The sequence below is a fragment of the Burkholderia sp. IO2 genome (genome assembly GCF_029522185.1).
Taxonomy (GTDB): Bacteria; Pseudomonadota; Gammaproteobacteria; order Burkholderiales; family Burkholderiaceae; genus Burkholderia; species Burkholderia cenocepacia.
Genome location: NZ_JAKWFH010000026.1, coordinates 75050 through 98560 on the forward strand (window position 1 = coordinate 75050; position 23511 = coordinate 98560).

Sequence of the window (23511 nt, forward strand, 5' to 3'; positions counted from 1 at the left end):
CCGCCGCTGCGCGGCAGGTTCGCGTCACTTGCCGGCCAGTACACGGCTGCCGGCATTCGCCGGCGCGCCGCCGCGCTCCACCACCCGCACCGCCTCCATCGCCCGCGCCAGCGCATCGAACACCGCCGGACCCTTGCAACGCGACACGTTGAAGCGCATGTACGACGTCGCGCTGCGCGACGCGCTGAACACGTCGCCGGGTGCGAGCACCACGTCATGGTCCAGCGCATGACGCGCGACGCGCGCGGCGTCGAGTCCGTCCGGCAATTGCGCCCACACGAACAACCCGCCGCGCGGCTCCGTCCAGATCCCGAGCCCGGCCCGCGCGAGGCGCCGGATCGTTTCGCCCATCGCGTCCGCGAGACGCGCGCGCAGGCTGTCGAGATGGCGGCGGTACGTGCCGTCGATCAGCAGCCGGTGCACGACGTTCGCGCCGATCTGCGCATTGCCGAACGACGTCGCGAGCTTCAGGTCGACGAGCGCGTCGATCCATTCCGGACGCGCGGCGACATAGCCGCAGCGGATCGCGGCCGACAGCGTCTTCGAGAAGCTGCCGATCGACACGACGCGCGACAGCCCGTCGAACGCCGCGAGGCGCGGTGCGGGCGTGCTCTCGAAATCCGCGAAGATGTCGTCCTCGACGATCAGCAGCCCGTGCTCGGCCGCGAGCGTCAGCAGCCGGTGCGCGACGGGCGGCGCGAGCGTCGCGCCGGTCGGGTTGTGCAGCGCGGCGTTGGTGATGTACAGGCGCGGCCGGTGCTCGGCGAGTACCTGCTCGAAGCGCACGAGATCGGGGCCGTTCGGCGTGAAGGGGACGCTGACGATCCGTGCGCGATGCGCGCGCAGCAGCGCCTGGAAGTTGAAGTAGCACGGATCGTCGAGCACGACCGTATCGCCGGGCTCCAGCAGCAGGCGGCACACGAGGTCGAGCGCGTGCGTGCCGCCGTCGGTCAGCATGATCTGCGCGGGTTCCGCGTGGACGCCGTGCTGCGCGAGCCGCCACGCAAGCTGCTGGCGCAGCGCGGGCAGGCCGAGCGGGGTCGCATAGTCGGTCAGCGCATCGGCTTCGTCGCGCGACACGGCGCGCAACGCGCGCCGCAGGCTTTCGTCGGGCAGCCACGACGACGGCAACCATCCGCAGCCGGGCTTCACCGACGTCGGCGCCGCTTCGAGCGACTGACGCGACAGCCACAGCGGATCGAGCGCGCGATCGAGGCGCGGGCCGAGTTCCGCGAGCGCGAGCGGCGGTGCGTGCCCCGATACATAGAAGCCCGAACCGCGTCGGGCGACGAGCACGCCTTCGCTCGCGAGCCGTTCGTACGCATCGACGACCGTCGATTTCGACACGCCGAGCGCATCGGCCATCATCCGGATCGACGGCACGCGCGCGCCGGGCATCAGCGCGCGGCTCGAGATCCGCGCGCGCAACGTATCCATGACGGTTTCCACGCGCGTGCGCGACGGCGCGGGCGGAGCGGGAATCGGGGCGGAATGGTTCATGGCGAACGATGAACTGTACGGCCGGTTGTCCAGTACAGTTTGTCTGAATTGTATTGGGCTGTAGCTTACGCCGTTTTCGCCGGCGGCGGATCATCGGTCATCCATTTCCCCATTCAGGATCGACCGTGCAAAAGACGACCGACGGATGGCTCAGCGGCCTGCTGGGTGTCATCATTTTCAGTGGCTCGCTGCCCGCGACGCGTGTCGCGGTACAAGGGCTCGACCCGCTGTTCCTCACGTTCGCCCGCGCAACCATCGCCGGTGCGCTCGGCCTGCTGCTGCTCGTCGTGCTGAAGCAGCGGCGGCCGTCGCGCGCCGAGGCCGTGTCGCTGGCCATCGTCGCGCTCGGTGTCGTGGTCGGGTTCCCGTTGCTGACGGCGCTTGCGTTGAAGCACGTGACGTCGGCGCACGCGATCGTGTTCGTCGGGCTGCTGCCGCTCGCGACCGCGCTGTTCGGCGTGTGGCGCGGCGGGGAACGGCCGCGGCTGCCGTTCTGGATCTTCTCGATCGTCGGCAGCGGCGCGGTGGCCGCGTTTGCGCTGCGCAACGGCGGGCAGGCGTCGGTGGTCGGCGATGCGCTGATGCTGGCCGCGATCGTCGCGTGCGGGCTCGGTTATGCGGAAGGCGCGCGCCTGTCGCGCCAGCTCGGCGGCTGGCAGGTGATCTCGTGGGCGCTCGTGTTGTCGCTGCCGCTGATGCTGCCGCTCACGTGGCTGACCTGGCCCGCGTCGTTCGACGGAGTAGACGCCGCCGCGCTGTGGGGGCTCGCGTACGTGTCGCTGTTCAGCATGTTGATCGGCTTCGTGTTCTGGTATCGCGGGCTGGCGCTCGGCGGGATCGCGGGCGTCGGCCAGTTGCAGCTGCTGCAGCCGTTCTTCGGCCTCCTGCTCGCGGCCGGGCTGCTGCACGAGACGGTGCCGCCGTCGATGGTGGTCGTGACGGTCGTCGTGGTCGGCTGCGTGGCGGGCGCGAAGTACTTCTCGAAGATGGCGCCCGTGCAGCGTGCGGGGTGACGCAGGGGCAGCGGTGGGGCGCGCATCAGGCCGACGCCCTCCGGTGCGAGGCTGGCCGTAAGCCGATTGCCGCCGATACGCGTGATCGCGACGTGCGCCCGATCCTGCACCCGATGACGCGGCCCAAGGCAAAACGGCCAGGCTGCCGGTAGCGGCAAGCCTGGCCGTTGGGCGTTCGTCACGCCGGGCGCGGGTTACTCGAACGTTTCCAGCGCGAGCAATTCGCCGATCGTCTGCCGGCGGCGGATCAGTCGCGGCGTGCCGCGATCGACGAGCACTTCCGGCGCGAGCGGCCGGCTGTTGTAGTTCGACGACATCGACGCGCCGTACGCGCCCGCGTCGTGCAGGAACAGCAGGTCGCCGATCTGCGGCTGCGCGAGCTTGCGGTGCGTGACCACGCCGCCTGCATCCTGCGTGAACACGTCGCCCGATTCGCACAGCGGCCCCGCGATCGCGAGATCGACGAGCGGCCGGCCGGCGGGCAGCGCGCCATCGTGCGCGTGTACCGACACCGCGTGATAGCTGCCGTACATCGACGGGCGCATCAGGTCGTTGAAGCCCGCGTCGATCAGCACGAAATCGTGCTTCGGCCGACGGTTGACGGCTTGCACCTCGGTGACGAGCGTGCCGGCTTCGGCGACGAGAAAGCGGCCCGGTTCGATCTCGATGCGCACCGGGTGGCCGAGATGCCGTTCGATCCGCTTGCGCGCGGCGTCCCACTGGCTGAAGTAGTGACCGACGTCGACGCGCGGTTCGCCGTCGCGATACGGGATCGACAGGCCGCCGCCGGCCGAGATCGCATCGATGTCGTGGCCGAGCGACGTGACGAGATCGACCATCGCATCGCACACCTGCGACAGGTGGCCGTAGTCGACGCCCGAACCGATGTGCATGTGGATGCCGACCAGCTTCAGCCCGTACTGGCGCACGATCTCGATCGCGCGCGGTACGTCGTCGATCCAGATGCCGTGCTTGCTCTGCGGGCCGCCGGTGTTGGTCTTGTTGCTGTGGCCGTGGCCGAACCCGGGATTCACGCGCAGCCACACGCGGTGGCCGGGCGCGTGCTCGCCGATGCGCGCGAGCATGTCCAGCGAGCCGGCGTTCACGGTCACGCCATGCTTGAGCACCGCCGCGAGCGTCGGGCGATCGATCAGGTCGGCCGTGAATACGACGCCTTCCGGTTCGCCTGCCGGGCTGAACCCCGCCGCGAGGCTGCGCTCGATCTCGCCGAGCGACACGGCGTCGACGCACGCGCCTTCTTCGCGCATCAGCTTGAGGATATGGACGTTCGAATTCGCCTTCTGCGCGTAACGGATCACGTCGAACTGGCGCAGTTGGGCGATGCGGTCGCGGATGACGTCGGCGTCGTACACCCACAGCGGGGTGCCGTATTGCTGCGCGAGCGTCGCGAGCTGGCGGGAATCGAGAGACATGGCGGATGAACCGGATGGAATGAACGGATAGCGGGATGATGCGCCTGATCGGCTATACAGTAAAATGCAGATTTATCTTCATTCGATTCATTTCTGATATATACGATCATGCTGACGCACCGTCATATCGAGGTGTTCCGTGCGCTGATGGTCACCGGCAGCACGACGCGCGCGGCCGAGATGCTGTACACGTCGCAGCCGACGATCAGCCGCGAACTGGCGCGGATGGAGCAGGTCGTCGGCTTCGCGCTGTTCGAACGCGCGCACGGCCGGCTGCGCCCGACGATGGCCGCGCTCACGCTGTTCGACGACGTGCGGCTCGCGTATGTGGGGCTCGAACGCGTCGCGGCGACGGCCGCGCGCCTGCGCGAATTCCGCGACGGGCAACTGTCGGTGATCGCGCTGCCGGCGTTCTCGCACGCGATCCTGCCCGGCGCGTGCCGGCGCTTTCACGATGCGCATGCGGGTGTCAGCGTGTCGGTCGCGACGCAGGAGTCGCCGGTGCTCGAGGAGTGGCTCACCGCGCAGCGTTACGACCTCGGGCTGACCGAGCACGACGTCGCGCCGGCCGGCACCGTGCTCACGCCGCTGCTCGAAGTCGATGAAGTGTGCGTGCTGCCCGACGGCCATCCGCTGCTCGCGCAGGACGCGATCGACTTGCTCGATCTCGCCGACCGCCCGTTCGTGAGCCTGTCGCTGAACGATCCGTACCGCATCCTGATCGACGAGGCGTTCGCGCAACTCGGTGTCGCGCCGCGCTCGGTGGTCGATACGCCATCGGCGGTGTCGGTGTGCGCGTTCGTGCGGCAAGGGCTCGGGGCCGCGATCGTCAACCCGCTCACGGCGCTCGATTTCGTCGGCCGCGATCTGCACGTGCGGCCGCTGACGCGCTCGTTTCCGTACCGGGTCAGCGTGATCGTGCCCGAGCACCGGCCGAAGAGCCTGCTCGTCGATGCGTTCGCCGATGCATTGCGCGGCGAAGCGAAGGCGATCCGCCGCCGGCTCGCCGCGCACCTCGGCTAGCGGCACCGTATGATGGGCGTTTCGCCGCCATCGTCCTCATTTTCCGGAATCCCGTCATGACCGACGCATCGTCTTCCCTCGAACAACCGACCCTCGTCGGCGAACGTGTCGTCCTGCGTCCGCTCGACGTGTCCGACCGGCAAGCGCTGCTGGACGCTGCAGCCGACGGCGAGTTGTGGAACCTGAAGGTCACGGTCGTGCCGGGCGCGCAGACGGTCGACGCCTACATCGACACGGCGTTGCAGGGCCGCGCGGCCGGCACCGTGATGCCGTTCGTGATCGTCGATCGCGCATCGGGTCGCGCCATCGGCAGTACACGCTTCTGGAAGATCGATCGCACGAATCGCAAGCTGGAGATCGGCCATACGTGGTTGAGCGAATCGGCGCAGCGTACGCGGGCGAATACCGAAGCGAAGTGGTTGCTGCTGACCTATGCGTTCGACACGATGCGATGCGTACGCGTGCAGTTCACGACGGACGAGCTGAACGAGAAATCGCGCGCGGCGATCCTGCGGCTCGGTGCGAAACAGGAGGGCATCGTGCGTCACGAACGGATCATGCCGGACGGCCGCAAGCGCAATTCGGTGCGCTTCAGCATCATCGACGACGAATGGCCGGAAGTGCGTGCGCGGCTCGACGCGAAGCTGGCGACGTAACGTGTGCCGCGCCGCCGGCAGGGGAGGCGGCGACGCGACAGGGGGCGGTGCGCCGCGCACGATGCGCGGCGCTGCATCGTGTTACTGCGCCGATGCGAGGTGATGACGCTGCGCGAGCTTCTGCGCGTCTGCATAGTGCGCCTGCAGGATCGGCAGCGCCTGGCGTGCGACTTCCTTCAGCTTGGTGTCGCGGCCCGATGCGATTTCGGCCTGGAATGCCGAGATCGCCTTTTGCTGGCCGGCGAGCGCGACCTGTTCGATGTAGGCCTTGTCGAAGTCGGCGCCGCGCAAGCTCTTGATGCTGTTCAGCACGGTCGTGTCCGGGTCGTTGGCCGGCACGTCGACGCCGCGCGGGCTCGCCGCGCGCATCGCCTGGATGATCTTCGCATCGTCGGTCGACACGCGTTGCGCGAAGGCCTTGACCTGGCTGTCCGACGTGCGCGAATCGGCGATGCGCGCGGCGTCGTGCTGGGTCGACACGGTTTTCGTGCCGTCCGTGATGAAGGTCTGGTCGGCTTCGTGGATGCGCGTCGCGGTGGCAGCCGGCGCGGCGGACGCGGCGGGGGCCGGTTGCGCGGTTTGCGCGGTCGCCGTCACGGCGACGAGAAGCAGGCCGGCGGCAGACAAGGCAAGGCGCGAGATGGGGGGAAAGCGGTTCATGGGACCTCCTTTCGATCGGGGCTCTGGTTGAAAAACGGATCGTGTGATCCGTCGCTGTGCGAGAGACCGGGCGCGCCCGGGCCGGATTCGATGGCCACTCTGCCGCGGCGGCGTTCGAAGTGTTTCCCGGCCCGACTGATTCTAGGAGAGCGCTCGGGTAGCAGGTGCAACCGTGCTGTGGCTTGTGTAACGGTTGGTAAGACGAATCGATGGGCATGCGCGCAGGCAGGTAGCGCGTACCTGATGCGCGTGCGGTGGCGGCAATTTTTGCGCGCGCGTGGCGCATGCAATGCATGAGATGCAGGTGCGTGTCATCCGCATTGCATCGACGTGATGTTGTCGTGGCGGCTGCCGTGGCTGCATGCGCGCGTGGCGCGGCGAACGCGTTACACGCGTTCGAGCAGCGCGTCGAGGCGCGGCAGCAACGGCGTCGCGCAATGCGCCTGCAACGCGTCGGGCGCCGTATAGCCCCACGCGACGCCCTGGAACGCGATCCGTGCACGCCGTGCCGCGTCGGCATCGCGGATTTCGTCGCCGACGTACAGCACTTCGTCGGCGCGCACGCCGGCCTCGCGAACGAGCGCGCGCAGACGACGCGCCTTGCCGAACAGCGGAATCCCGCATGCGAAATGGTCGACGCGCGCGCCGGCGCGCGGGCCGAGCCGGTCGCGCACGATCGCCTCGGTATTCGACGTGGCGATCGCGATGCGGATGCCGCGCGCGGCGAGCGCGTCGAACGTTTCGTCGACGCCGGGGAACAGCCGCACGTGCGCGACACGCGGCTGCATCAGGCGGCGCATGTCGATCGTCACGCGCGGCACTTTCCACATCGGCACGTCGAGCGCGCGGATGATGTCGCGCGCCGACATGCCGCGCAGCGCCGGGCGCAGTTCGGGCGTGGCGTCGCGAAAGCCGTGCAGGCGCGACGCTTCCGACAGCGCGGCGAGAAAACTGTCGAGCGAATCGGCGAGCGTGCCGTCGAAGTCGAAGGCGATGAGGCGGTAGGTCATGATGCAGCGTGGCAGGTTTATCGGGCGATGACATTGTCACCGAATCGAAGCCGGCAGAGTACGACCGTTCGTCCGCGGTGGATCGTTGCGCCCCTTGTCCGCCACTCGCCAGCGCGGTATCGTCGATGCTCCGCCTTCCGTCCCGACCGGAGAACAGACGTGCCCGCAGCCACCCCCGCCACGCTGAGATTTTCCACCGACAAGCGCGAACTCGACATCGACGCGATCTTCGATTTCCTGCATCGCGACGCGTACTGGTCGCAGGGCATTCCGCGCGACGTGGTCGAGCGCGCGATCGACGGTTCGCTGTGCTTCGGCGCGTACGTCGGCGACCGGTTCGTCGGGTTCGCGCGGCTCGTCACCGATCAGGCGACGTTCGCGTACCTGTGCGACGTGTTCGTGCTGCCGGCCGAACGCGGCAACGGCTACGGCCGAGCGCTGATCGACCATATATTCGCGCAGGAGATGGTGCGGCGGCTGCGCCGCATCATGCTCGCGACGACCGATGCGCACGCGCTGTACCGGCCGGTCGGTTTCGGCCCGCCGGCGAACCCCGAGCGGCTGATGGAGATCCGCCGCCCCGACATCTACACGACACGCTGACGGGCGGCGCAGCGCATACAATACGCGCTTTCCGTTTTTGCCGAAGAGAAGCACACCATGACCGAACAGGAAGCCGAACAGCTCGCGACGCACCGCCACTACAAGGGCGGCCTGTACCGCTACATCGGCGTTGCCCGCCATTCCGAAACCGAGGAATCGGTGGTCGTCTACGAGCATCTGTGGCCGCATGCGCGCGGGCTGTGGGTGCGGCCGGAAGCCATGTTCAACGGCAGTCTCGAAGACGGCACGCCGCGTTTTCGCAAGCTGCGCGACTGATCCGCGGCCGGCGGCGCGTACGCCGCCGCGCGGGCCGGCCGCGCGAACCTGTGCGCGTTACGTGTCGGCCAGCGCCTTCACCAGTTCCGGCGGTGCATGCCTGACCGTCACCTCCGGCGTGCCGTGCCACGCCGCGAGTTTCTTCACGGCCTTCGCGACGTCGGCCGCGAGCCCGGTGCCGAAGCGCACGCCCGGCTCGACGTGCACGGCCTTCAGTTCGAACGTGCCGAGCGTGCGATGCGCTTTCGCATCGACGCGGCCCACCAGCCGGCCGCGATGCAGCACGGGCAGGCAGAAATAGCCGTAGCGCCGCTTGTGCTCGGGTGTGTAGCACTCGATCGTGTAATCGAAACCGAACAGCGTCGACGCGCGCCGCCGGTCCCAGACGACCGGATCGAACGGCGACAGCAGCGTCGTGACCGTCGAGCGCAACGTGTCGGCCGCGGCGGCCGGCAGCCACGCATCGAGCGAGCGATGCACGTAGGCCGGCTCCTTCCAGTCGTCGATCTGCACCGGAATCAGGTCGCCGGCCTCCGCCAGCCGTTCCAGCTCCGCGCGGTACGAGCGGCGCGGCAGCCGATAGTAGTCGGCCACCCAGTCCGCGCGCACGACGCCGAGCGCGCGGCACGTGTAGTCGAGCAGCGTGGGCAGCACGGCTTCGCGCGGCGGCAGGTCGCGCGTATCGTCCCAGCCGGGCAGCACGCGTTCGCGCACGTCGTACACACGCTGGAAATTGCGGCGCTCCGACACCATCAGGTCGCCCGTCGTGAACAGCACTTCCAGGTGACGCTTCTCGGGCTTGCGGTCCCACCAGCCGTTGCCCTTCACGCCGTCCTCGCGCGCGAAATCGGCCGACCGCACCGGGCCTTCCGCGCGAATCCGCGCGAGCAGCCGTTCGATCTCGGGACGATTCTGCGCATGCCATTCGGCCGCATATTTCCAGCCCATCCCCGACGGATCGAGCATCTTGTAGCGCATCAGCCCGAACTGCTCGATCGGCAGGAAACACGCTTCGTGCGACCAGTATTCGAACAGGCGCGCCTCGGCGAGATGTTCGTCGAGCCACTGCGGCGAGAAATCGCCGAGCCGGCTGAACAGCACGAGATACGGGCTGCGCGCGACGACGTGGATGGTGTCGATCTGCAACTGCGCCATCCGTCGGATCGTGTCGAGCACGTCGGACTTGGTGGCCTTGCGGCGGGGCGGCGTGAGCAGGCCCTGTGCGGCGAGATGCAGTGCGCGGGCGGCGGCGGGCGAGAGCGTGAGCATCGGCAGGACGGTCGAGGGTGGCGATCGGGAACCACTTTAGCGCGAAAGCGGCGCGCGCGTGCGACGTGCGGCTGCAACGCGTCTGACAATGGTTGACAGATGCGTTTCGCAAGTTTCCCTATAGTGCAGTTCATGGCGCGACGACAAGTGCGCGCAACGATTCCGCTTCCGACGCACATATGTCCATGGCACGCAGGAAGCGAATCCGGGACTCTCAACCCCCATCGGGAGACCCGGAGCCCTGAGCGAACATCCACGCGGCTGTGCACCGGCCCCGTGTGGATGTTCGCTGATTTTTTTGTTTTTCCGGTTTTCATCCGTCGCCGAGCGACAGGTCATGTCGCAGCGCTCGTCTGTCCGGGCCGCAGCGCACGGGACAGGTCGTAGTGTTTCGCCGCACCGTAACGCGGCGAACCGAAGTGCCAGTCGTAGTTGCCGCGAATGTATGTGCGGGCCTCGTCGAGCAGGCGCAGCGACGCGCGATCGTCGGTGCGCGCACGCACCTTTTTTTCCAGATCCAGATAACGCGCGAGATAGCCGTTGTGGATGTCCGCCGCCGCGTCGAGCGCGGCTTGCGGCGCGAGCCCGCGTTCGTGCATCAGGACGCAGACGAGATTGCTGCTCGATTCGCCGGCCTCCTTCGGATACGAAAAGATGTCGTTGCACAGGCACAGGATCAGGCCGGACAGCTTGCGCAGGCGCTCGACTTCTTCGTCTGCGTAGAACGCGGCGGGCGCTTCGTAGCCCGCGGCGATGTCGATCAGCGCGAACGCGCCTTCGCCGCAGCCGTTATAGGTGCGACCGGACAGGTACTCGGCCTCGCCGGGCACGACGTCGGTCGCGAACCGGCCGGTTTCCCATAGCGTCGAGAACAGGAACGTCATCATTCCCGCCACCCAGCGGGCGTACTGCACGCGTGTGGATGCAGCGGCGATACGCGCGCAGATGTCCTGCGTCGCCCGTTGCAGGGCGGGCAGGAACGCGGCCAGGTGCGGCAGGCGCCCCGCGAGCGCGGCGCGCAGCGGCGCCGGATCATGACCGGTCGGGTCGGCGATCATTTCGTACAGCCACAGGTAGAGCGCGCCGAGCTCGCCCGGGGCGCGCGCGACGCCGTGCAGGCTGCACAGGCCGTCGTCGATCGCGAAGATCCAGCCATACGCGCGGCTCGTCGTGCACAGGCCGTCGAAGGTCGCGTGCGCATAGACGCGTGAGCAGTATTCGCCGACCTTGCCGTGACGGATGCCGTTGGCCCAGCGCGGATCGTCGAGCAAGCCATGGCCGTTCATCCACGCGAGCAGGTCGGCTTCGGCGCGGTCGGCGTCGGGATGCACGGGCGTGTCGAACGGGTGGAACAGGTGCGGCAGCACGAGCGCGGGCGCGGCGGCTTCGGCGGTAACGGTTTCAACGGTGGACATGGCGTGCCTCGCGGATGGCGGGTGACAACGGGTGTCATGAAGGACGGTCCGGCGCTACTTGCCGAACCGGCGCGCGCGCTTGCCGTACGCATCGATGGCCTGTTCGAAATCGTCGCGTCCAAAATCGGGCCAGCACGTCGGCGTGAAATAGAACTCCGAGAAAGCGGTTTGCCACAGCATGAAATTCGACAGGCGCTGCTCGCCCGACGTGCGGATCACGAGGTCCGGCTCCGGCTGGCCGGCCGTGTAGAGCCGGCTCGCGATCAGCTCCGGGCTGAGTTGCGCGAGCAACTGTTCGACGGTGCCGGCGGCGACATGCTCCGCGATCAGCGAGCGGACCGCGTGCAGCAGGTCGAGGCGGCCGCTGTACGCGACCGCGATGTTCACGTCGAGCCCGCGCGCGTGGGCCGTGCGTTGCTGCGCGGTGCGGATGCGCTCGGCGGTGGCGGGCGGCAACCGCGTCAGGTCGCCAATCACGTGCAGGCGCCAGCGGCCGCAGGCGGCAAGCTCGTCGAAGACGTCGCCGATCACCGCGAGCAGGTCGCGCAATTCCCCGGCGTCGCGCTGGAGATTCTCGGTGGACAGCGGCCACAGCGTCACGAACGGGATTCCGGTTTCCTCGCACCACGACAGCAGCGCGTGCACGTTGCGCCCGCCGGCCCGATAGCCGTCGGCGGCCGGCAGGCCGAGGCGGTCCGCCCAGCGCCGGTTGCCGTCGAGGATGACGGCGAGATGCGTCGGCAATGGCGGCCGGGCCGTATCCAGTGCAGCGGGCGAGTCGGTGATGAATGTTTCCGGCGCGCGCAGAATCAGCTCTTGAGTCATGGAGACCCCTTCGAGGCGAGATAGCGATCGAAACGTGAAACAGCGGATGGGAGGTTATGACGACTGCTGCAATTCGGCGCGGGGACAATATTGGCGCCGATGCGAGTGATCATTATTGATCAATGGATTTCGGATTTTCAAGTCGTTCGCATGCCCGATATCGGGACGCGCCCGCGCAAGCGACCGAGCAGGCGTGGCGGCGCGTCTGCCGATATCGAAAGCGGTGATGCGCAGTCGATCTTCGGGCCGAGGTTATTTCGACATGCGGATTCGGCGAGTGCCTCGTGCGTTTCGCGCGATTGAATAATTTCGGAATTGAAAAATAAAAGCGATGCAATACGCGGACGATCGATTGCGGCGAAAATGATTTCGCTGCGTCGGCCGTTGGCCGCCTATGCCCGCTTGCCGCGCGCGACCTCGTCGCCGGCGCCGGGCGGCAGCCGCCGCGTGATCGGAATCGATGCGAACGAGCACAGCCCGACCACCACGAATGCCGGCCAGAAATCCGACCACACCATCGCCTGATGGCCCTGGAGCCAGTGCGACACGTGCAGCACGAGGCCGGCCACCGTCACGCCGAGGCCGAGCGACATCTGCTGCACGACACTGCCGAGGCTCGTCGCGCGGCCTGCGTCGCGCGGCGAGATGTCCGCGTAGATCATCGAATTCAGGCTCGTGAACTGCAGCGCGGGGAAGATGCCGCCGACGAGCACGATCATCCAGATCGCCCAGGTGGCCATGCCGGGATGGAATACGCCATACGCGGCGATCGCGAGGCCCGCGAACGCCGCGTTGTAGATCAGCACGGTACGAAAGCCGAAGCGGCGCAGCGTATGGGTGGCCGTCGAGCGGCTGACCGCGCCGCCGAGCGCGGACGCGCACGTGATCAGGCCGGAATGGAACGCGCTCATGCCGAGCCCTTCCTGCAGCGCGAGCGGCAGCAGGAACGGCACCGCGCCGAGGCCGATGCGGAACAGCGACCCGCCGACGACGCTCGCGTGGTACGTCGGGATCTTCAGGAAACTGAGGTCGAGCACGGGGCGCTCCTTGCGGCGCGCGTACGGCACGTACAGCGCGAGCATCGCGGCGCCGGCCGCGCACATGAGGATGGCGTTCGAGCGCGACGTGAGCGAACCGTCGATCAGCGTGAGGCCCATCAGCAGCAGCGCCGCGCCGCTGGCCGACAGCAGGAAGCCGAACCAGTCGAGCGGCCCCGGATCGGGCTCGTGCGTGTTCGCGATGTGCTTGCTCGCGAGGTAGATCCCGTAGATGCCGATCGGCACGTTGATGAAGAAGATCATCCGCCAGTGCAGGTAGGTCGTGATGAAGCCGCCGACGAGCGGCCCGACCGTGGGCCCGAACAGCGCGGGAATCGCGAGGTAGTTCATCGCGCGCACGAGATCGGAGCGTGGCACCGCGCGGAAGATGATGATGCGGCCGACCGGCACCATCATCGCGCCGCCGACGCCCTGTATGAAGCGCGCGAACGTGAGCACGCCGAGGGAGTTGGACGCCGCGCACATCAGCGAGCCGACGACGAAGATGCCGATCGCGGTGCGGAACACGGCGCGCGCGCTGAAGCGGTCGGCGAGCCAGCCGCAGATCGGGATGAACACGCCTAGGCCGACCACGTAAGCCGTGATCGCGATGTTCAGTGTGACGGGGCTGTGCCCGAAGTCCCTCGCCATCGCGGGCAGCGCGGTGACGATGATGTTCGCGTCGACGCTTTCCATGAACAACGCACAGGCAACGATGAGCGGTGCTAGAAAGACGGGCGACATGGGCTGGGCGCGCGGTAAAGACGTCATTATGCCCACAATGTGACCGTTGCGTCACGTACGACAACAGTTGTTCCGCATGTTGCAACAGTCGTCTTTTCCTGTGGATGGGGCGGAAAGAACGACTGCGCGTGGGCAAGCGGCGCATTGCTCGTGCGTGTCGAATGCGTTGCCCGACCGGTGAACGACGCAGCATCGCCGTTGCGGGGCGCGCGTGCGTTTTCGATGCCGGGCAGGCGGTCGACGCGCCCGACATTGCGATCGGGGAACGGCTTCTCGCGCGGCGCGTCGCCCACGCTTTCGCCATTCGGCGTGCGTGAACACGATGAGCGGGACCGACGTCTGCCCGGTCATGGCGATTCCTTTTGACGGAGTGGCGGTGCGTTTCTAGAATATGAGCGTTTGCTCATATTCTAGAAACGCACATTCCCGCCATGTCCGACTCGTCTTTGCGCATCCCGCTGTCGCCCCGCAAGGCGCCGCGCCAGCGCCGCTCGGTGGCCACCGTCGATGCGATCGTCGAGGCCGCCGCGCGCATTCTGGAGCGCGACGGCTTCGACGGTTACACGACGAACGCGGTCGCCGCGCTGGCCGGCGTGAGCATCGGCTCGCTCTATCAATACTTTCCGAACCGCGATGCGCTGACCGCTGCGCTCGTCGAGCGCGAGAGTGCGCATCTGCTCGACGACGTCGACCGGGCGGCCGCGCTGTCGTCGTGCGACGACGTGCTGCGCACGCTGGTGCGCGGGGCCGTCGCGCACCAGATGCGCCGGCCGGTGCTCGCGCGGCTGATCGATTTCGAGGAGGCGCGGCTGCCGCTCGGTGCGCGCAACGCGCGCGTCGTCGACCGCATCCACTCGACCTTGCTGCATGCGCTCCGGTTGCGCGATGCGCCGCGCGTCGCCGCGCCCGACGTGATTGCGCACGATCTGCTCGCGATCGTGAAAGGCATCGTCGATGCGGCGGGCGCGCGCGGCGAAACCGATGCGCACGCGCTCGAAGCGCGGGCGTGGCGGGCGGTGCGCGGTTATCTCCGGGAATCGCGCGAATCGAAACTTGCTTGAGATGCATGTTTCGTGCGACAGTCGGACCCATTCGCACCACAACATGACGCGTATCGATCGAAGGCCATCGAGACGAACGCGCGCGCGAACGAGACCTCGTGCCGATCCACTCACCATCGAAAGGAGGGGACACGCCATGACGTCACGTCGTGCCGCACCGCTTGCATCTCGCTTCTCGTCGCGTCAGTCACCGCCCGCGCCGCGTCTGCGCTGGGCCGCCGCACTGGCCATCGCGTATCTCGCCGTCGCCGGCTGCGCCGCGCAGGCCGACAATGCGAACCAGGCCGCCGCGCAAGCGGCCGGCCAGTCCGCAATACCGGCTACCACCGCAGCGGCTGCCGCTCCCGCGTCGGGCACGCTGCCGCCGCCGAGCCAGCTCTACGGCGATCTGTTCGTCGCGGTGCAGACCGCGCAGCTCTATCCCGACCAGAAGACCTTCGTCGACGCAACGCCCGATACCGACCCCGCGACGATCGTGCAGTTGTATCAGCAACAGAAATCGCAGCCGGGCTTCTCGCTGAAGGCGTTCGTCGACCAGCATTTCACGCCGCCCCCGGCAGGCGGCGTGACGCCGCCGCCGAACCAGACGCTGCGCCAGCACATCGACTGGCTGTCGCCGCAGCTCACGCGCACGAGCGTCACGGTGCCCCAGTACAGTTCGCTGATTCCGATGCCGAAGCCGTACGTCGTGCCGGGCGGCCGTTTCCGCGAAGGGTACTACTGGGATACCTATTTCACGATGCTCGGGTTGCAGGTGTCGGGGCGCGAGGATCTCGTCGACGACATGCTCGACAACTTTGCATACCTGATCGATACGGTCGGCCACATCCCGAACGGCAATCGCACGTACTACGCGAGCCGCTCGCAGCCGCCGTTCTTCGCGTACATGGTCACGCTCGCCGCGCAGGTCGAGGGCGACAAGGTCTACCAGAAATACCTGCCGGCGCTGCGCAAGGAACATGCGTACTGGATGCAGGGCGAGACCACGACGCCGCGCGGGCAGGCGGCGCGCCACGTGGTCGCGATGCCCGACGGCGCCGTGCTGAACCGCTACTGGGATGCGAGCGATACGCCGCGCGACGAGTCGTATCTGGAGGACGTGACGACCGCGAAGTCGGTGCCGTCCCGACCGGCGAACGAGGTGTACCGCGACCTGCGCGCGGGCGCCGAAAGCGGCTGGGACTACAGCTCGCGGTGGTTCGGCGACGGCAAGACGCTCGCGACGATCCGCACGACGTCGATCGTGCCGGTCGACCTGAACAGCCTGATGTTCCATCTCGAGACGACGATCGTGAAGGGCTGTGCGGTCACGCGCGACATCGCATGCGTGGCCGATTTTTCAGCGCGCGCGGGCAAGCGTGCGGCTGCGATCAATCATTACCTGTGGAACCGTCGCGGCTACTATGGCGACTACGACTGGCAGTTGCGCAAGCCGCGCGACGGCGTGACGGCGGCCGCGCTGTATCCGTTGTTTGCAGGCGTCGCGTGGCCGGAACGTGCGAAGGCGACCGCGCGCGAAGTGCGCAAGACGCTGCTGCAGCCGGGCGGTCTCGCGACGACGACCGAGAACACGGGCCAGCAATGGGATGCGCCGAACGGCTGGGCGCCGCTGCAGTGGATCGCGATCGACGGGCTGCGCCGTTATGGCGAACCGGCGCTCGCGAAGGACATCGGCACGCGTTTCCTGTCCGACGTGAAGCATGTGTATGCGACCGAAGGCAAGCTCGTCGAGAAGTACGTGGTCGAGGGTACCGGCACGGGCGGCGGAGGCGGCGGCGAATATCCGTTGCAGGACGGCTTCGGCTGGACCAACGGCGTCACGCTGAAACTGCTCGGGCTGTACGGCGAGTAATGCGCGGTGCGCGGTGCGGGCCGCGTGCCCACACGGCGAGCAATCGCACGGGCCGGACCGTCGCGCAAGCGGCCGTCCGGCCCGCGTTTTCATGCGGCGCGCGTCAGAACGTGATCGTCGTGCGCACGCCGACCACCGTCTCGTCGCCGATGCGCGCGCCGGCCGCGTTCGGGTTCGGGATGCCGCCGCCCGGACGGAAGAAGTGCTGCAGGTCGGCCTGCACCTGCCACCACGGCGCGACCTGGTACTGGTAGGTCGCTTCGATGACGGTTTCCGCGCGGCGCACCGGATAGCCGGGCGTCGTGTACACGCCGGTATCGCCGTCGAGGCCGCGCGCATGCGAGCCGATCTTCGCGTAGCCGATCGCGATGCCGGCGACGTCGTTGTCGCGGCCGGCGAACGGCGCCTTCAGCGTCACGCCGGCGTTGGCCGCGAAATCGACGACGTTGCGGTCGCCCGGCGAGCCCATCACGCGCGCGAACACGCCGACCGAACGCGGGCTGTCGGCGGACGGCCGCCACACCATCTGGTCCGCGACCGCATAGAAGCCGTAGTTGCCGCGATGCGTGGCGGGCGTGCCGTTGCTCGCCGGATCGGCGAGCGACAGCCCGTCGGTGCCGTAGCGCGGATCGTCCGCATGCTGCGAGTGATACCAGAAGCCGAGCTTGTACGTGCCGGGCAGGCCGGCCGGCTGCGGGGCCTTCGGGTCGGCGGGCGGCGCGTTCAGCGCGTACTGCACTTCGCCGATCACGAATGCGCCGCTGCGCAGGTTGAAGTTGGTGCCGTGTGCGTTCAGCACCTGGGCGTCGCCGTCGCTGCGGCCGGCCGGGTTGCCGTCGAACACGCCGACCATCGCGGTCCACGCATCGGCCGGCTTCACGCGCAGCCGCACGCCGAGCGACGACAGCGGGTACGCGGGGCCGCCGGACGGCAGATCGGTGGACGGCAGCACGGGCCAGCCGAACGTCGCGTTCATGAACGTCGCCGCGTTCTGGCTCACCATGAATTCCTGGTCGACGCTCTGCTGGCCGACTCTCACGTCGACCTTGCCGTCGAGCAGCGACTGCTGGTACCAGAGTTCCCACAGGCGCGTGGTCGAGTTCGCCTCGATGCCGGTGGCGGTCTGCAACGTCTGCAGGTAGCGCTGCGTGAGGTTGGTGCCGTGGATCTGCAGCCCCGACACGTTGAACGTGCCGCCCGGCAGGCCGACCGCCTTGCCGGTGTCGACGTTGAAACCGAATTGCGTGAGCCCCTGGTATGCGCCGCCGCGACCCGTGCCGCCGGACGTGTTGTACAGGTACTCGCTGGTCTCCTGCAGGCTCAGCGTGACGCCGTGCTCGTCGAGCACGTCACGCAGCCCGCCCATGTTGCCGAGCAGGTTCGAGCGCTCCCAGAAGCCGGTCGGAGCGGGCGCGGCAGTATCGGCGGCCTGTTGCGCGGGGGCGGCGGCATCGCTCGCGCCGGCTGCCGGTTCGGCAGCGGCGGGCGACGATGCCTGCGCGAATGCGGGCGCGGCGGCGAGCGACAGCAGCAGCGCGGTGAGCGCATCGAGGCGGCGCTTGCGCGGGACGGGTGCGAGGTGATTCTTCATTTGGGTTCCGTTGGCAGTTTGATTAGTTTGGCTGAAGAAACGGGAACGTGATGCGGGACGCATGGCGAGACGGCCCGCACGGAGCAGGGCTTACGGCAGCCAGCCGCCGACGCGCCAGACCTGCGCGAAGCCGACGCGCGGCGCGACCGAGCACAGCAGCGCGGCGAGCGCGAGCGCGGCCGCCGTCGCGGCGATCAGCACGCAATCGAGCGGGCGGGGCGCCGTCGGCACGTGGGCGAGGGCCCGGCCGCGCCAGCGGCTGAATGCCCGGGCGAGCGGCGAGCGGCCGGAAAAAGAGCGGTCGCACGCGACGTGTACGACGCGCTTGAGCTTGACCGCGAACGATTGAACGAACATGACGCTGCCTCCGTTCCGTCCGGCGGACGCCGGACGACGTGATCGAGCGCGGGTGCGTGACGCGGCCTGCGATCGGAGGATGGAACATAACGGAGCATGCGACTGCCGAACCGGCGATGGCCGGCCCGGATGGAGGCGCGCTAACCCGACGAGTGCGAGCTAGCGGCGAAAGACATGCGTCTGGCTGCTATCTCGCGATGGCTTGGCCGGCCTGGACCGGCATCGAACTGCAACTAGAGCATGTATCCACGGAGGGACTCCCGTGATGAATTGGGGCGGATTGTAGTCGCGACTTTTGCTGCGGCGCAAGTAGAAAACGCATGACGGTTGCGCCGTGTGGTGTGCGCGTCGCGGCGGCCCAGGGCCGCCACACGCCCGCCCGGCAACGGCAAAGCGGGTGGTTGCGCGTTGCGCCGCACCGTTGCTTGCACGCATCGGCGCGCGATCGCGTCATCGCCCGCTGAAAGGTTTCGGTACGTCAATTCAAGGGCAAATCTTTCAGTTGCGTCATGCGGGAAATTTATTTCGAAAAACGGGGTTTCGAGGGGTTGACTTCACTTTCGCGCGGTCCATAGAATCCGCCATCTTCACTCTTGGGGCCGCCGCCTTGGACGCCTGCAGTAGTCGATCTTCGAACGAAATTTCCGCCTGAGCGACCGACGTCCGCGCCTCATCGAAGCCGCCGTTTGTCTCCCGGGCAAACGGTGCGCGCAGCAGTATTTCCGCAGCAACTCCCTACGTGCACCCTGATTCGCGCCGGTTAGCGTGATGCGTTCTCGCATGCGTTGTCCGGTTTCACCGCCGCCTGGCAGGCGGCCGCGTTCGCGCATCCGTTTCCCGGGCGCGCGAATGCCGGCCCGCACGCCGGACGGCGGTCAACCGTGTTCCCCGGAACACCGTACAGGAGCCGCCATGAACGACAGTGACAGTTGTCCCTTATGCCCGCTGCATACGCAGACCCTTTTGAACCCGGGTCGCGGGGACACGCCGGCCGACTAGCCTGACACGTCGTTCAGGCCCCTGGCTGGCCCCGCGCCCACGACGCGGCCGGCACGCCTGCCGTCGCCGCACGGAGCCAGACCATGAACTTCGGCCTTCTGCTGTCGACCCTTCCGCACGTCACGGAATCGCGCCCCCACTACGACGCGATGCTGACGCTCGACGCCCGTCCGCGGGTGTTCTCCCGCCTGCTGAACCAGTTGAAAGCGTTGATCCGCTGAAAGAGACACGCCGAGCGCGCCTCGGCATGCGCACGTGCGGCCGCCTTCGAGCGGCCGTCCCGCGCGCATCCCAAGGTCGCACGCTCATCGAATCGCATAACCCTTAGCCGTACGGAACACATCATGTCCACGCCCTCCAACGTCTCTCCACCGATCGCGGTCGACCGCAGCGCCGTGCTCGACGACGCCCACCTGGGCGACATCCGCGGTGCGCTCGGCACGATCCCGCACCACGACACCGGCGCACGCGGCACGTGGTGGGCGCGCCTGCGTACGCTGCTCGCGATCATCGGCCCGGGCCTGATCGTGATGGTCGGCGACAACGACGCCGGCGCATTCGGCACCTATACGCAGGCCGGCCAGAACTACGGCACGACGCTGCTGTGGACGCTGCTGCTGCTCGTGCCCGTGCTGTACGTGAACCAGGAAATGGTGCTGCGCCTCGGCGCGGTCACGGGCGTCGGCCATGCGCGGCTGATCTTCGAACGCTTCGGCAAGTTCTGGGGCGCGTTCAGCGTGATCGACCTGTTCCTGCTCAACGCGCTGACCATCGTCACCGAATTCATCGGCATCACGTTCGTGCTGGATTTCTTCGGATTGCCGAAGGTGGCCGGCGTGTGCGTCGCCGCCGCGCTGACGATGGCCGCGGTCAGTACCGGCGATTTCCGGCGCTTCGAGCGGTTCGCGATCGGGCTGTGCGTGCTGAGCCTGCTGCTCGTGCCGGTGCTCGTGTCGATCCACCCGCCCGTCGCGCAGATGACGCGCGATTTCTTCGTGCCGAACTGGCCCGCGCACGCGAAGCTGTCGGACGTGATGCTGCTCGTGATCGGGATCGTCGGCACCACGGTCGCGCCGTGGCAGTTGTTCTTCCAGCAGAGCTACGTGATCGACAAGCGCATCACGCCGCGCTTCATGAAGTATGAAAAAGCCGATCTGTGGATCGGCATCGCGTTCGTGCTGGTCGGCGCGGTCGCGATGATCGGCTTCAGCTCGGCGCTGTTCGGCGGCCATCCGGAAGCCGGCAACTTCACCGACGCGGGCGGCATCATCGCCGGCCTCGAGAAGTATGCGGGCCGCACGAGCGCGACGCTGTTCGCGATCGCGCTGCTCGACGCGTGCATCATCGGCGCGGCGGCCGTGTCGCTGTCGACCGCGTACGCGATCGGCGACGTGTTCAAGATCCGTCACTCGCTGCACCGCGGCGTGACCGACGCGAAGGGCTTCTATCTCGTCTACTTCGGCATCGTCGCGGCGGCGGCCACGCTCGTGCTGATTCCGGGCAGCCCGCTCGGCCTGTTGACGGAAGCCGTGCAGACGCTGGCCGGCGTGCTGCTGCCGAGCGCGACGGTGTTCCTGCTCGTGCTGTGCAACGACCGTCAGGTGCTTGGGCCCTGGGTCAACTCGACGAAGCTCAACGTGTTCACGGGCGCGGTGATCTGGGTGCTGGTGCTGCTGTCGATCATCCTGACCGCGTCGGTGATGTATCCGGACATCAGCGGGGAGGCGATCGTCGACGTGCTGGTGGGCGGCACCGTGCTCGCCATCGCCGGTTATCTCGCGACGGTACTGATTCGCCGCAACAAGCGCGTCGTCGAGCCGGCCGTCGATCGTTCGCTGCGCGACACGTGGCGCATGCCGCCGCTCGACACGCTCGAGCCGCAGAACATGACGCTCGCGACGCGGATCTGGATGGCCGTGCTGCGCGGCTATCTGGTGATTGCGGTCGGGCTCGTGATCGTAAAGGTCGTGCAGATGACGCTGCTGAAGTAACGGCGACCGTCCGCCGCGAGGAAGCGGCGCCGGCCCGGCGCCGCGCCGCAACCCGAACATGCCGGCCCGCGAGGCCGGCATGTGCGTTTACGCGATCGGCGAAACGAAACTGCGCCGCGCCGTCGCCCGCGCGTCAGATCAGCTCGAGCTTCGACGTCAGGTACGTGAGCTGGATCCGGTTCGCGACGCCGAAGCGCTTGCGCAGCTTGCGCAGGTGATAGTCGACGTTGTGCGCGCTGGTGTCGAGGCGCCGGCCGATCTCCTTGTCGGACGCGCCTTCGGCGATGCCGAGCAACAACTCCTGCTCGAACGGCGTGAGCCCGTTGACCGCGCGCTCGCGCGACGTCGAGATCAGTTGCGGCGACGCGAACTTGTGTACCGACAGCCCGATCGACAGCGCCTGCTCGATCGTCGCGGGCGTGATCCATTCGCGCGTGCGGCGCGGCGCGGTGAAGCTCATGAACGCGTGCAGCCGCGTGCCGGGCACGGCCATCGAATACATGATGCCGCTGCACATCCCGTCGTCCTGCATCGTCTGCAGGAAGCCGTCGAGCGCGGCCGGGCTCACGCACGAGTCGTCGTCGCGCTCGCGGTGTTCGCGGCGCAATTGCTGCAGGTCCCACACGATCGGCATGTTGCACACGCGCGCGCCGAGCGTGCGCGGATCGACGTCGTGATGGTTGTGACGTACGTAGTCGCCGCGATAGGTGGCCGGCGTGAATGCTTCGTGCAGGTAGAGACTTTCGACGCGCTCGCGCGCGAATTCGAGGGCGAAGTACGCGAACGTCGAGAAGCCTGTCAGATGCAGCAGGCTCGTGACGATCCGGTTGCGCTCGGCCGTGCTCTGTGCGTGCGCGAGCGTATCGGCGACGCCGAGCTTCGGCGCGTGCGGCTGCGCGACGTCGCCGCGTTTCACGTCGTCGCACCAGACGACCTGCACGGTGCGCTCGCGCAGCGTGTCCGCGCAGGCGTTCAATCCGCGCGACGAGCGGGACAAGGTGGTTGGGGCGACCGCTTCTTCATGCAATGCAATATCGGACATGAGCCATCCCTCGGAATCGACGCGCATCGCCTGGCGGCGGCCGTATCGTGTACGGCATTCGCGGCGGTGCGACCGAGCATCGTTGTGATATGCGCCGATCGTCATCCCTGACGAAACGCGGGGGCATTGTACAAAAATGCCGGTGTGTGGGTAATATGCCGTAATACTAATTGCGGCGAAAGGTTCATGTTCGTGCGCATATAACGACGACCAGAAAATCATAAAGAAAAGACCAGATCGTGACGGGGCGCAGTTTCACATATTGGGAAAGGGCGGGCTCCTCATGACATATGCTGACGGCGCACCACGCGTCGAGTGGTTCTCACAAGCCGATATAGCGGCCGCCGCCGCTTATTCGAACGAATATCACGCAATCGAGCGTGACGTTTTTACCGGTATTCAAATCACGTCCGGTAAAACCGACCTTGCGTCATTCGATTTCGCGCAATGCCATGCGCGATTGCGGCAAATCGGATTCAGTACGCTCGGTTACGGCGCGTACGAAATGATCGGGCGGCGCATTCTGCGCGCGCATCTGCTGCGCGACCTCGCGCCGGCGACGTTCATGCAGCCGTTCATCGAAGGGATGCTGTACGAAAGCGACCCGCGCTTCGCGCAGGTGCGACAAAGCGGCTTCCCGGTCGCGTGGCGGCTCGACGAGATCGAGGCGGCCGCGCACGGCAGCGGCGACCGCAAGGTGCTGGCGCTCGCCGGCCACTTGCGTGCGCACGCAATGAACAGCGGCGTGATCTTCAGCCTGTCGGCGCCGCGGCTCGACCTGCGCGTCGCGGTAAATGTGACGTCGGAAACGCACGGCACCGAATGGATCGACGATCGGGTGATCGGCGGCGCGCTGTCGGTCAGTCTGGCCGTGCATCGCGTCGCGCTGCCGTTCCTCGAGGCGCGGGTCGCGCGCATGCGCGGCTTCGCGCTCGGCGACGAGCAGCAGCAGGTGCTCGACCGGCTCGTGCACGGGCTGTCCGACCAGGAGATCGCGAGCGCGCTGCGCACGTCGCTGCACAAGGTCGGGCACCACATCCGCTCGCTCGAAAAACTCTTCAACGTACAGAACCGCGCGCAGCTCGCGTACCTCGCCGCGCGCCGGCTGCCGTCCTGACCCGACCCCTGCCGCAGGCGCGCGCCGGCGGCCCGGC

General features: G+C 67.6%; 21 protein-coding genes. 10 read left to right on the forward strand and 11 right to left on the reverse strand.

Features of this window, described 5'->3' with window-relative positions; all coding sequences use genetic code 11:
• Window positions 1-24 precede the first annotated feature (24 nt).
• On the reverse strand, window positions 25-1500 hold the full coding sequence (locus MMB92_RS18395) for a PLP-dependent aminotransferase family protein (RefSeq protein ID WP_034202102.1): 1476 nt from the start codon (window positions 1498-1500) through the stop codon (window positions 25-27).
• Between the two features lie 125 nt (window positions 1501-1625).
• Between MMB92_RS18395 and MMB92_RS18400 the strand changes: the two genes are divergently transcribed.
• On the forward strand, window positions 1626-2513 hold the full coding sequence (locus MMB92_RS18400; RefSeq protein WP_006491199.1) for a DMT family transporter: 888 nt from the start codon (window positions 1626-1628) through the stop codon (window positions 2511-2513).
• A gap of 194 nt (window positions 2514-2707) precedes the next feature.
• Here MMB92_RS18400 and lysA read toward each other — a convergent pair whose 3' ends face one another.
• Window positions 2708-3946, reverse strand: a complete 1239-nt coding sequence (lysA, locus tag MMB92_RS18405) for a diaminopimelate decarboxylase (RefSeq protein WP_006491202.1) — start codon at window positions 3944-3946, stop codon at window positions 2708-2710.
• A gap of 108 nt (window positions 3947-4054) precedes the next feature.
• Here lysA and MMB92_RS18410 point away from each other — a divergent pair, with 108 nt between their 5' ends.
• A complete protein-coding gene (locus tag MMB92_RS18410) occupies window positions 4055-4969 on the forward strand; it encodes a LysR family transcriptional regulator (RefSeq protein WP_012493476.1) in 915 nt (304 codons plus the stop codon).
• Between the two features lie 56 nt (window positions 4970-5025).
• Window positions 5026-5625 carry a GNAT family protein gene (locus MMB92_RS18415; protein ID WP_006491209.1) on the forward strand — a complete coding sequence of 200 codons (600 nt, stop codon included), beginning with the start codon at window positions 5026-5028 and terminating at the stop codon, window positions 5623-5625.
• Between the two features lie 81 nt (window positions 5626-5706).
• Here the strand turns inward: MMB92_RS18415 and MMB92_RS18420 are convergent, their stop codons facing one another.
• Both MMB92_RS18420 and MMB92_RS18425 read right to left on the reverse strand, forming a co-directional pair.
• Entirely contained in the window at window positions 5707-6285 is a 579-nt protein-coding gene (locus MMB92_RS18420) for a DUF4142 domain-containing protein (RefSeq protein WP_006491198.1), read from the reverse strand.
• A gap of 386 nt (window positions 6286-6671) precedes the next feature.
• A complete protein-coding gene (locus MMB92_RS18425) occupies window positions 6672-7295 on the reverse strand; it encodes an HAD hydrolase-like protein (protein ID WP_006491197.1) in 624 nt (207 codons plus the stop codon).
• A 159-nt stretch (window positions 7296-7454) separates the two neighbouring features.
• Between MMB92_RS18425 and MMB92_RS18430 the strand changes: the two genes are divergently transcribed.
• The gene (locus MMB92_RS18430) at window positions 7455-7898 is read left to right on the forward strand and encodes a GNAT family N-acetyltransferase (RefSeq protein WP_006491201.1); all 444 of its coding nucleotides are present in this window, start codon (window positions 7455-7457) and stop codon (window positions 7896-7898) included.
• Window positions 7899-7955: 57 nt separating this feature from the next.
• Window positions 7956-8174 (forward strand): DUF1653 domain-containing protein, encoded by a 219-nt coding sequence (locus tag MMB92_RS18435; protein WP_048989428.1) that lies wholly within the window; start codon window positions 7956-7958, stop codon window positions 8172-8174.
• A 57-nt stretch (window positions 8175-8231) separates the two neighbouring features.
• Here MMB92_RS18435 and MMB92_RS18440 read toward each other — a convergent pair whose 3' ends face one another.
• The 4 genes from MMB92_RS18440 to MMB92_RS18455 form a co-directional block, all read right to left on the reverse strand.
• Complete coding sequence (locus MMB92_RS18440) at window positions 8232-9443, reverse strand: crosslink repair DNA glycosylase YcaQ family protein (protein ID WP_006498979.1); 1212 nt, start codon at window positions 9441-9443, stop codon at window positions 8232-8234.
• A 335-nt stretch (window positions 9444-9778) separates the two neighbouring features.
• A complete protein-coding gene (locus tag MMB92_RS18445; RefSeq protein ID WP_006491212.1) occupies window positions 9779-10858 on the reverse strand; it encodes a hypothetical protein in 1080 nt (359 codons plus the stop codon).
• Between the two features lie 54 nt (window positions 10859-10912).
• Window positions 10913-11683 (reverse strand): polyprenyl diphosphate synthase, encoded by a 771-nt coding sequence (gene uppS, locus MMB92_RS18450; protein WP_277562850.1) that lies wholly within the window; start codon window positions 11681-11683, stop codon window positions 10913-10915.
• Between the two features lie 392 nt (window positions 11684-12075).
• A complete protein-coding gene (locus tag MMB92_RS18455; RefSeq protein WP_006491205.1) occupies window positions 12076-13464 on the reverse strand; it encodes an MFS transporter in 1389 nt (462 codons plus the stop codon).
• Window positions 13465-13895: 431 nt separating this feature from the next.
• Here MMB92_RS18455 and MMB92_RS18460 point away from each other — a divergent pair, with 431 nt between their 5' ends.
• Window positions 13896-14525 (forward strand): TetR/AcrR family transcriptional regulator, encoded by a 630-nt coding sequence (locus tag MMB92_RS18460; RefSeq protein WP_080322478.1) that lies wholly within the window; start codon window positions 13896-13898, stop codon window positions 14523-14525.
• Between the two features lie 136 nt (window positions 14526-14661).
• Window positions 14662-16377: an alpha,alpha-trehalase TreA gene (gene treA / locus MMB92_RS18465; RefSeq protein ID WP_277562851.1), complete on the forward strand. Its 1716-nt coding sequence runs from the start codon at window positions 14662-14664 to the stop codon at window positions 16375-16377.
• A gap of 103 nt (window positions 16378-16480) precedes the next feature.
• Here the strand turns inward: treA and MMB92_RS18470 are convergent, their stop codons facing one another.
• Together MMB92_RS18470 and MMB92_RS18475 are read right to left on the reverse strand one after the other, a co-directional pair.
• Entirely contained in the window at window positions 16481-17968 is a 1488-nt protein-coding gene (locus tag MMB92_RS18470; protein WP_080322480.1) for a carbohydrate porin, read from the reverse strand.
• A 90-nt stretch (window positions 17969-18058) separates the two neighbouring features.
• The gene (locus MMB92_RS18475) at window positions 18059-18325 is read right to left on the reverse strand and encodes a hypothetical protein (protein ID WP_006487869.1); all 267 of its coding nucleotides are present in this window, start codon (window positions 18323-18325) and stop codon (window positions 18059-18061) included.
• 1082 nt (window positions 18326-19407) lie between these two features.
• Between MMB92_RS18475 and MMB92_RS18480 the strand changes: the two genes are divergently transcribed.
• A complete protein-coding gene (locus MMB92_RS18480) occupies window positions 19408-19545 on the forward strand; it encodes a hypothetical protein (RefSeq protein ID WP_006487867.1) in 138 nt (45 codons plus the stop codon).
• A gap of 123 nt (window positions 19546-19668) precedes the next feature.
• The gene (locus MMB92_RS18485) at window positions 19669-21315 is read left to right on the forward strand and encodes an Nramp family divalent metal transporter (protein WP_006487872.1); all 1647 of its coding nucleotides are present in this window, start codon (window positions 19669-19671) and stop codon (window positions 21313-21315) included.
• A gap of 133 nt (window positions 21316-21448) precedes the next feature.
• Here the strand turns inward: MMB92_RS18485 and MMB92_RS18490 are convergent, their stop codons facing one another.
• Window positions 21449-22357: a LuxR family transcriptional regulator gene (locus MMB92_RS18490; RefSeq protein ID WP_034178602.1), complete on the reverse strand. Its 909-nt coding sequence runs from the start codon at window positions 22355-22357 to the stop codon at window positions 21449-21451.
• 283 nt (window positions 22358-22640) lie between these two features.
• On the opposite strand from MMB92_RS18490, the gene MMB92_RS18495 reads away from it, so the two are divergent.
• A complete protein-coding gene (locus MMB92_RS18495; RefSeq protein ID WP_006487859.1) occupies window positions 22641-23474 on the forward strand; it encodes an autoinducer binding domain-containing protein in 834 nt (277 codons plus the stop codon).
• Window positions 23475-23511: the final 37 nt, after the last annotated feature.

Bases quoted from the DNA above. Each gene is read 5' to 3' on its own strand.
- MMB92_RS18485 (WP_006487872.1), top strand. From the start codon at position 19,669: ATGTCCACGCCCTCCAACGTCTCTCCACCGATCGCGGTCGACCGCAGC.
- MMB92_RS18495 (WP_006487859.1), top strand. From the start codon at position 22,641: ATGACATATGCTGACGGCGCACCACGCGTCGAGTGGTTCTCACAAGCC.
- MMB92_RS18420 (WP_006491198.1), bottom strand. From the start codon at position 6,285: ATGAACCGCTTTCCCCCCATCTCGCGCCTTGCCTTGTCTGCCGCCGGC.
- MMB92_RS18455 (WP_006491205.1), bottom strand. From the start codon at position 13,464: ATGTCGCCCGTCTTTCTAGCACCGCTCATCGTTGCCTGTGCGTTGTTC.
- MMB92_RS18460 (WP_080322478.1), top strand. From the start codon at position 13,896: ATGTCCGACTCGTCTTTGCGCATCCCGCTGTCGCCCCGCAAGGCGCCG.
- MMB92_RS18470 (WP_080322480.1), bottom strand. From the start codon at position 17,968: ATGAAGAATCACCTCGCACCCGTCCCGCGCAAGCGCCGCCTCGATGCG.
- MMB92_RS18480 (WP_006487867.1), top strand. From the start codon at position 19,408: ATGAACTTCGGCCTTCTGCTGTCGACCCTTCCGCACGTCACGGAATCG.
- MMB92_RS18425 (WP_006491197.1), bottom strand. From the start codon at position 7,295: ATGACCTACCGCCTCATCGCCTTCGACTTCGACGGCACGCTCGCCGAT.
- treA (WP_277562851.1), top strand. From the start codon at position 14,662: ATGACGTCACGTCGTGCCGCACCGCTTGCATCTCGCTTCTCGTCGCGT.
- MMB92_RS18490 (WP_034178602.1), bottom strand. From the start codon at position 22,357: ATGTCCGATATTGCATTGCATGAAGAAGCGGTCGCCCCAACCACCTTG.
- MMB92_RS18435 (WP_048989428.1), top strand. From the start codon at position 7,956: ATGACCGAACAGGAAGCCGAACAGCTCGCGACGCACCGCCACTACAAG.
- MMB92_RS18410 (WP_012493476.1), top strand. From the start codon at position 4,055: ATGCTGACGCACCGTCATATCGAGGTGTTCCGTGCGCTGATGGTCACC.
- lysA (WP_006491202.1), bottom strand. From the start codon at position 3,946: ATGTCTCTCGATTCCCGCCAGCTCGCGACGCTCGCGCAGCAATACGGC.
- uppS (WP_277562850.1), bottom strand. From the start codon at position 11,683: ATGACTCAAGAGCTGATTCTGCGCGCGCCGGAAACATTCATCACCGAC.
- MMB92_RS18395 (WP_034202102.1), bottom strand. From the start codon at position 1,500: ATGAACCATTCCGCCCCGATTCCCGCTCCGCCCGCGCCGTCGCGCACG.
- MMB92_RS18445 (WP_006491212.1), bottom strand. From the start codon at position 10,858: ATGTCCACCGTTGAAACCGTTACCGCCGAAGCCGCCGCGCCCGCGCTC.
- MMB92_RS18440 (WP_006498979.1), bottom strand. From the start codon at position 9,443: ATGCTCACGCTCTCGCCCGCCGCCGCCCGCGCACTGCATCTCGCCGCA.
- MMB92_RS18415 (WP_006491209.1), top strand. From the start codon at position 5,026: ATGACCGACGCATCGTCTTCCCTCGAACAACCGACCCTCGTCGGCGAA.
- MMB92_RS18475 (WP_006487869.1), bottom strand. From the start codon at position 18,325: ATGTTCGTTCAATCGTTCGCGGTCAAGCTCAAGCGCGTCGTACACGTC.